The sequence below is a fragment of the Vibrio sp. OPT46 genome (assembly GCF_015163535.1).
Classification (GTDB): Bacteria; Pseudomonadota; Gammaproteobacteria; order Enterobacterales; family Vibrionaceae; genus Vibrio; species Vibrio alginolyticus.
Map to the genome: position 1 here is coordinate 2,956 of NZ_JADDYG010000490.1, position 459 is coordinate 3,414.

The following is a 459-nucleotide window of genomic DNA, read 5'->3' on the forward strand; positions in this document are numbered from 1 at the left end:
CTCAGGTAATGTCCCGAAGAAGCTTGGAACGTAAACCTCAGCAGCTCTTAGAAAAGAACCATCAGCGGCAGGTACTAAACTTGCGGAAGTTAGTAACCTTATGGCGTTTGGTTCATTTCGAACAGATTCAAGCTCCTTACACAACCATTCTAAAAGTCGAGTCTTAGGCTCATTATCGTTAGCCCCATTCAAATACTTAACAACAACGTTCTCAATATAGTCAGAAAACGACATCGTCGAAACATTGAGCTTTTCAAAAACGTTGAAGAAATCAACCTCGCCGGAGTCAACTAGGTCATAAAGGTCACTTATCTGCGCTAATGACTTATCAACGCTGAAACCACCAGGTAAATATAGACTCGTTTTGCTATCGTTAATGCACTTAAGCGAACCATTCTGTGTTAATGCAAGGGGGATATGATTTTTAGTTTCCTCTATCAAATATCTGTAATCGCGATG

General features: G+C 40.5%; 1 protein-coding gene. It reads right to left on the reverse strand.

Translation table 11 applies throughout. The features are described from left to right. Positions 1-459 (reverse strand): hypothetical protein (locus IQR33_RS20660; protein WP_193844003.1); only part of this gene is annotated, 459 nt, incomplete at both ends.